Source organism: Pseudomonas sp. NPDC088885, assembly GCF_044750025.1.
Lineage (GTDB): Bacteria > Pseudomonadota > Gammaproteobacteria > Pseudomonadales > Pseudomonadaceae > Aquipseudomonas > Aquipseudomonas rustica.
Window position 1 is genome coordinate 1 of record NZ_JBIVJB010000148.1, and the last position, 7,357, is coordinate 7,357.

General features: G+C 60.5%; 6 protein-coding genes and 1 pseudogene. 2 read left to right on the top strand and 5 right to left on the bottom strand.

Features of this window, described 5'->3' with window-relative positions:
- A pseudogene (locus ACIP1X_RS27065) lies at positions 1-221 on the top strand (lipoyl synthase); the annotation flags it as partial.
- Between the two features lie 107 nt (positions 222-328).
- Positions 329-1,279: an LD-carboxypeptidase gene (locus ACIP1X_RS27070; RefSeq protein WP_400755807.1), complete on the top strand. Its 951-nt coding sequence runs from the start codon at positions 329-331 to the stop codon at positions 1,277-1,279.
- Between the two features lie 133 nt (positions 1,280-1,412).
- Here the strand turns inward: ACIP1X_RS27070 and ACIP1X_RS27075 are convergent, their stop codons facing one another.
- The 5 genes from ACIP1X_RS27075 to leuS form a co-directional block, all read right to left on the bottom strand.
- Positions 1,413-2,735, bottom strand: a complete 1,323-nt coding sequence (locus ACIP1X_RS27075) for a lytic murein transglycosylase (protein ID WP_400755808.1) — start codon at positions 2,733-2,735, stop codon at positions 1,413-1,415.
- 61 nt (positions 2,736-2,796) lie between these two features.
- Positions 2,797-2,961: an alternative ribosome rescue factor ArfA gene (gene arfA, locus ACIP1X_RS27080; protein ID WP_053124158.1), complete on the bottom strand. Its 165-nt coding sequence runs from the start codon at positions 2,959-2,961 to the stop codon at positions 2,797-2,799.
- 174 nt (positions 2,962-3,135) lie between these two features.
- Entirely contained in the window at positions 3,136-4,173 is a 1,038-nt protein-coding gene (gene holA / locus ACIP1X_RS27085) for a DNA polymerase III subunit delta (protein WP_212550853.1), read from the bottom strand.
- A 39-nt stretch (positions 4,174-4,212) separates the two neighbouring features.
- A complete protein-coding gene (gene lptE / locus ACIP1X_RS27090; RefSeq protein ID WP_400755809.1) occupies positions 4,213-4,818 on the bottom strand; it encodes an LPS assembly lipoprotein LptE in 606 nt (201 codons plus the stop codon).
- 87 nt (positions 4,819-4,905) lie between these two features.
- Positions 4,906-7,357: leucine--tRNA ligase (gene leuS, locus ACIP1X_RS27095; protein WP_400755810.1), on the bottom strand; the 2,452-nt coding region annotated here is incomplete at its 5' end.

Consider the following 7,357-nt stretch of genomic DNA (forward strand, 5'->3'; position numbering starts at 1 on the left):
GCGAACACGACATCGACATGCTGACCCTCGGCCAGTACCTGCAACCGTCGCGCAGCCACTTGCCGGTGCAGCGTTTCGTGCACCCGGACACCTTCGCCTGGTTCGCCGAAGAAGGTTACAAGATGGGCTTCAAAAACGTTGCGTCGGGCCCGCTGGTACGTTCGTCGTATCACGCCGACGAGCAAGCGAAGCTGGTCAAGGCTGAGTTGATGGGTTCCTGATTCAGCACTGAATAAAATGCCCGCCGTGGCTTTAAGTCCGGCGGGCTTTTTTTTGCCTGCTTTCCTGACTACTGTGTGCGCATGACTTCACACTGGGAGCCCCATGGATGACCGTTCGACCGACCCACAGCCTTTTTCCGCATAAACCCGTGCCGGCGCTGCCGTCAGAGGGCGTGATCGGCGTTATCGCGCCTGCCGGGCCCGGTGCGCTGGACACCGACAAGGCTGTGCAGTGGATGCGCGCTCGCGGTTATGCGCTGAAGGTGTTTCCCGGCGTCTATGAAAAGGATGGCTATCTGGCTGGCAGCGATGAGGTGCGGCTTAACGATCTGCACGCAGCGTTCGCCGATGCCGAGGTCGATGCAATCATTTGCCTGCGCGGCGGCTACGGCACGCCGCGCCTGCTGGATCGGATCGACTACGACCTGCTCAGCCGAAACGCCAAACCCTTTGTCGGTTACAGCGACATCACCGCGCTGCACCTCGCGATCAGCCGTTACGCCGGGTTTGTGACCTTTCACGGGCCGCTGCTCAACGCTGACCTGCTTGGTGACAAAGAACCACCGACCGTGACGTCATTCTTCGCCATGCTGCGCGGTCAGTTGAAAGCGGGGAGTGTGCTCAGCCACCCGGTGGCTTACCCCTTGACCACGGTTGAGCCCGGCATTGCCCATGGGCGTTTGCTCGGTGGCAATCTGGCGATGATCGCGGCGACATTGGGCACGCCTTACGAAATTGATGTCGAAGGGGTGATCCTGCTGATCGAAGACATCAACGAGCCGCTTTATCGCATCGATCGACTGCTGACGCAGATGCGCCTGGCCGGGAAGCTGGCGAGGTTGCGTGGGGTGTTGGTTGGGGATGTCGCGGGGGTGGATGTCGAGGCGTTGAACCGTTTGCTCAAGCAGACATTCGAGCCGTTACGGATTCCGGTGTTGTCGGGGTGGCGCAGCGGGCATTGTGATCCGAACCTGACGCTGCCAATGGGCGCGCTGGTAAGGCTGGATGCCGGGAAGAAGGAATTGATGCTGGAGCAGGATCTGGTGATCAAGGCTTAGAAATAAGTCGCCTGACAGTCAGTCTTCGGGAGCAAGCCCCCTCCCACATTCGACCGTGTTCTTATGCTGAAACTCGATCAACTGTGGGAGCGGGCTTGCTCGCGAAGGCGTCAGTCGCCATACAACCGAGCCACTACTGGGTACGCAAGCTCTCAAGCAGCTTATGCGTCGGATAACCATCCGCCGGCCAGCCAAACGACTGCTGCGCACTGCGGATCGCCTTACGCGTGTTAGCGCCGATAATCCCGTCCGCTGTGCCCGCGTCAAAGTTGCGCGCGCTTAACAGGTTCTGCAGTTCAATGCGCTCGCTGCGGCTGAGCGGCATGTCATCTTTCGGCCAGGTGCCGTTGATCAGACCACCGCCACTGAAGCGCTCAGACAACAAGCCAACCGCCAACGCATACGACGAAGAATTGTTGTACTTGAGGATCGCCCGGAAGTTATCCAGCACCAGAAACGCCGGGCCACGATAACCGGCCGGCAGCAGCAGTGCGGCGGACAATTGCTCGGAGCCCGCCGGAGTCTGACCGCCATTCGGCAGAATCACACCCAGTTGGCGCCATTCAGCGACGGTTTTACGCATCGCACCGTCAGCCAGTGTGTAGTTGAAACCGCTCGGCAGTTGCACCTCGAAACCCCACGGCTGACCCCGCTGCCAGCCGGAGCTTTGCAGGTAGTGCGCGGTCGAGGCCAGCGCATCGGCCGGGCTGCCCCAGATGTCGCGGCGACCATCACCGTCAAAATCCACGGCGTGCGTGTTGTAGGTAGTCGGAATGAACTGGGTCTGACCCATCGCGCCAGCCCAAGAGCCAAGCATCTTCTCCGGCGTGATATCGCCCTGTTGCAGGATCTGCAGCGCGGCAATCAATTGCGCATGGGCAAAGCCAGGACGGCGACCTTCGTAGGCGAGGGTGGCCAGCGAATTGATCACTGACTTTGTGCCCTGGAACTGGCCGAAGTTACTTTCCATGCCCCACACCGACACCAGCGCCTGACGGTCGACGCCGTAACGCTGTTCGATGCTTTGCAGAATGTCGGCGTACTGATTGATCAGCGCCTGACCTTTGCGTACGCGCAACGGCGAAAGCGCGCCATCGAGGTATTCCCACACCGGGCGGGAGAACTCAGGCTGGCTGCGGTCAGCGCGGATGATGCTTGCGTCGAAGCTGACGTTGGCAAATGCGCGATCAAACAGCTCAGGGCTGATGCCGGCGGCCAAGGCATCCTTACGGAAGCCTGCTTGCCATTCGGCAAAGGTCTGGGTCGGCTGAAGATCGAGAGGGTCGGCGGACGGCACTACCGGCGGGATGATCGCTGGGGCCGTGGCGACAGGGGCAGCTTGAAGAGGTTGCGCATCGGCGGCGGTGGGTTTTTCCGCGCAGGCGACAAGCAGGATGAAGCTGGAGGCAGCGATCAATTGGCGAACAGGCCAACGATGGGAAAGACTTAGGGGCATGCACAGTTCCAGGGGAAACGAGTCAAGTGCAGACCTTAACATGAGCGGGGGGTACTGCGCTTTAAGCAGCCAGAAAGTAAGAAGCCTCCCAGCTGTCAGACTGGAAGGCTTCGCGGCGGTAGCTGCCTTTACCCTTGGTTGGTCGTTCCTGGCGACTGCGGAACAGGGGCTGGGCGACGATGGATTTGGCCTTGTTGGGGCCATGCTTTGCTGGCTTTTTGCTCATGAGGGTTCTCTCATTGGGGTGGGTTTTGCGGGGGAAATAATCTGCCGATGTTGGGCGTCTGTCTATAGGGCAAATGTGGGCGTGCATTGTAGGAAACAAGAGCAAAAGATCGCAGCGTGCCGCAGCTCCTACAAGGATCGGTGTAGGAGCTGCCGAAGGCTGCGATCTTTGATCTTATTCAGCAGGCAGTGTCAGACGCTGCCCAGCCATCAACAATGCCAATCGGCTCAAGCTCATCCACGGTGAACCCGCCGCCTGGCCCTTGATCTGCGCATCAATGCGCTGAGCTTCCAGCAGCAACTGCGCCCAGCGTTGCGCCGTGTAGCGTTGCAGGGCTTTGCTCATCAGCGGTTTGCGCTTATCCCAGACCGGCGGTTTCGCCTGACTGAAACATTTGTCCAGCGGCGTGCCCTGACTGTACTGCAGCGAGATATTGGCCAGCAGGCGCAATTCCCGCGCCAGTGCCCAGAGAATCACCGGCGGCTCGACACCTTCACCGCGCAAGCCTTCGAGCATGCGCAGAGCATGCGCTGGTTCGCCGTTGAGCACCGCATCAGTCAGGCCGAATACGTCAAACCGTGCGCTGTCGGCCACAGCGGCCTGCACGGTTTCAACGGTGATCTGTCCGCCTTCCGCCATCAGCTTGAGCTTTTCGATTTCCTGCGCGGCGGCGAGCAAGTTGCCCTCGACACGCGCGGCAATCAATTCGACCGCGTCCTGACTGGCCGACAACCCGGCCTGCGACAGACGCTGACGAATCCAGCTCGGCAACTGATTGGCATCCACCGGCCAGATCTGAATGAACTGGGTCTGCTGGCCTTCAACCAGCGCCTTGCCCCACTTGGTTTTCTGCGCACTGCCATCGAGCTTGGGCAAGCTGATCAGCAGCACCGTGTCTTCAGCGGGGCGCGAGCAATATTCGATGAACGCGGCAGCGCCTTTGTCACCGGGTTTACCCGACGGCAGACGCAGTTCCAGCAGGCGTTTTTCCGCGAACAACGACATGCTGGCACCGGCCTGCAACAGCGTACCCCAATCGAAATTGGCGTCGGCGGCAAAGACCTGGCGTTCGTCGAAGCCTTGCTCGCGGGCAGCACGGCGGATGGCGTCGGCAGCTTCCTGACACAGCAGCGGGTCATCGCCGCTGATGATGTAGACCGGCGCGAGGGCGCCTTGCAGGTGTTTACCGAGTTGGGCGGGGGCGAGCTTCATAAGAGAGGTCGAACGGGGCGCCTGAGCGCCCCGAACATCTTACTGCTGCGGTACTTCGAGCGGCGACTGACGCGGGGTTTCCGCTTCAGCTTTCTGCGCCGCTTCCAGGGCCTGGGCTTCTGCCTTGGCGCGGGCATCGGCGGTCGCCTGCAGTTCCTGCAGTTGAGCCGGGGTCAGTTGCTGCAGACGCAGCATCATGCGTTGCACCAGGTCGCGGCGAGTTTCGCGACGGGCGTCGTTGGCTTCCTGATCGGAACCGACAAGGTTGTTGCCGTCGTGAATGAATACCTTCTGCACCTCCAGCTTGTCGCTCAAGAGGTTCAGATTGTTTTCGCCAACAATGTCGTAGCTCAGGACGGTGCTCACCTGGTACTCGCCAGTACGGCCGGCGCCAGCATAGCTGAGGATACGCTGGCTTTCCTGTTCGTCAGACAGATACAGCTTGTAGGGTGCGCCAGTGAATACCTTGACGCCGCTGGACTCCAGCGACGTACGCAGTTGCGTAACGGTCTCGCCGTAAGCGTTACGCGCGCTCAGGTCGAGTTCCTTGATCGTCAGTTGGTTGGTGCCGGTGCCGCGCAGCTGGAAACCGCAGGCGCTCAACAGAATGGCGAGACCCATCACCAGCAGATTGCGTTTGATCATTGTGTTGCTCCCCTTGAAACCAGGTGGGCCGACCGTGCGGCCCGAAAGGTTTTACTTGGCGTCAGGCGAACCTGACGCCCGATCCAATTAGCTGGCGACGATGTTGACCAGTTTCCCCGGCACAACGATCACTTTACGAATGGTCAGACCGTCGACGAAACGCAGAACGTTTTCGTTGCCACGGGCTGCCGCTTCAACTTCTTCACGGGTGGCGCTGGCCGGCATTTCGATCTGGCCGCGCAGCTTGCCGTTGACCTGGATCACCAGGGTCAGGCTGTCCTGCACCAGCGCGCTTTCGTCCACGGCTGGCCAACCGGCGTCGATCACTGCATCGGCGTGACCCAGTTGATTCCACAGCTCGTGGCTGATGTGCGGGGTGATCGGCGCCAGCAACAGCGTTACGGCTTCCAGACCTTCGTGAACCAGCGCGCGATCCTGTTCGGTGCCTTGTGCGGCTTTTTCCAGCACGTTCATCAGCGTCATCACCTGAGCGATGGCGGTGTTGAATTTGTGGTTCTGGCCGACGTCGTGGCTGGCTTGCTTGATGGCCATGTGGATCGAACGGCGAACGGCTTTCTGCTCGTCATTCAGGCTGGCGATGTCGAGCTTGCCCGGCAGGCCCTGACCAACGTGGGCTTGCGCCAGACGCCAGACGCGCTTGAGGAAACGGTGCGAACCTTCAACGCCGGAGTCCGACCATTCGGCGCTCATGTCAGGCGGCGAGGCGAACATCATGAACAGACGGCAAGTGTCAGCGCCGAACTGATCGATCATCGACTGAGGGTCGACGCCGTTGTTTTTCGACTTGGCCATTTTCTCGGTGCCACCGATTTCCACCGGCAGACCGTCGGATTTCAGCTTGGCGCTGATGACCTTGGCTTTGCTGTCACGCTCGAGTTCTACGTCCGCCGGGTTGAACCAGGTGTAAGCACCGTTGGCTTCGCGACGATAGTAGGTTTCGGCGATCACCATGCCTTGGGTCAGCAGGTTCTTGAACGGCTCGTTGGAGCTCACCAGACCTTCATCGCGCATCAGCTTGTGGAAGAAGCGCGCGTAGAGCAGGTGAAGAATCGCGTGTTCGATACCGCCGATGTACTGATCGACCGGCAGCCAGTGATCAGCTGCGGATTTTTCCACCAGACCGCCTTCAAAGTGCGGCGAGGCGTAACGGGCGTAGTACCACGACGACTCGACGAAGGTATCCATGGTGTCGGTTTCACGCTTGGCAGGCTGACCGCATTTCGGGCAGCTGCACTCGTAAAACTCTGGCATGCGCGCCAGCGGCGAACCGGCGCCGTCCGGCACCACGTCTTCCGGCAGGACGACAGGCAGTTGATCTTCCGGCACCGGCACGTCACCGCACGCATCGCAGTGGATGATCGGGATCGGGCAGCCCCAGTAGCGCTGACGGCTGATGCCCCAGTCGCGCAGGCGGAACTGAGTACGCGAGGCGCCCAGTTCTTTCTTGATCAGGGCGACTTCCATGGCGTCGAACGCGCCGGCGAAGTCCAGACCGTCGAACTCGCCGGAGTTGATCAGTGTGCCGTGCTCGCCGTAGGCGTCTTGCCACGGCGCAGGGTTGCTGTCGCCAGAGCTGGTACGCACGACCGATTTAACCGGCAGGTTGTACTTGTGAGCGAATTCGAAATCGCGCTCGTCGTGCGCTGGTACTGCCATCACAGCGCCGTCGCCGTAGTGCATCAGCACATAGTTGGCGACCCACACCGGCAGTTTCTCGCCAGTCAGCGGGTGCTCGACGAACAGGCCGGTCGGCAGGCCTTTCTTTTCCTGCGTGGCGACGTCGGCTTCAGCGACGCTGCCGCCCTTGCATTCAGCGATGAACGCTTGCAGCTCAGGGTTGTTTTTCGCGGCCAGGGTGGCCAGCGGGTGCTCGGCAGCCACGGCGACATAGGTCGCGCCCATCAGGGTGTCCGGACGGGTAGTGAAGACTTTGAGGGTGCCGGCTTCGCCGATCGAATCGACGTTGTACGGGAACTGCACTTCCATGCCGCGGGATTTGCCGATCCAGTTGCGCTGCATGGTCTTGACCTGTTCAGGCCAGCCAGTCAGTTCGTCGAGGCTCTCCAGCAGCTCATCCGCATAAGCGGTGATCTTGAAGTAGTACATCGGGATTTCGCGCTTTTCGATCAGCGCGCCGGAACGCCAGCCGCGACCGTCGATCACCTGTTCGTTAGCGAGAACGGTCTGGTCGATCGGATCCCAGTTCACGGTGCCGTTTTTACGGTAGATCACACCTTTTTCGAACAGGCGAGTGAACAGCCATTGTTCCCAACGGTAGTAATCCGGCTTGCAGGTGGTGACTTCGCGCGACCAGTCGACCGCCAGACCCAGGCTGCGCAGCTGGGTTTTCATGTAGGCGATGTTTTCGTAGGTCCACTTGGCCGGGGCTACGTTGTTCTTCATTGCGGCGTTTTCTGCCGGCATGCCGAAAGCGTCCCAACCCATCGGTTGCAGAACGTTCTTGCCGAGCATGCGCTGGTAGCGGGAGATCACGTCGCCGATGGTGTAGTTGCGCACG

Coding starts and splice junctions, on each gene's coding strand:
- arfA (WP_053124158.1), bottom strand. CDS start 2,961: ATGAGCAAAAAGCCAGCAAAGCATGGCCCCAACAAGGCCAAATCCATC.
- ACIP1X_RS27075 (WP_400755808.1), bottom strand. CDS start 2,735: ATGCCCCTAAGTCTTTCCCATCGTTGGCCTGTTCGCCAATTGATCGCT.
- holA (WP_212550853.1), bottom strand. CDS start 4,173: ATGAAGCTCGCCCCCGCCCAACTCGGTAAACACCTGCAAGGCGCCCTC.
- lptE (WP_400755809.1), bottom strand. CDS start 4,818: ATGATCAAACGCAATCTGCTGGTGATGGGTCTCGCCATTCTGTTGAGC.
- ACIP1X_RS27070 (WP_400755807.1), top strand. CDS start 329: ATGACCGTTCGACCGACCCACAGCCTTTTTCCGCATAAACCCGTGCCG.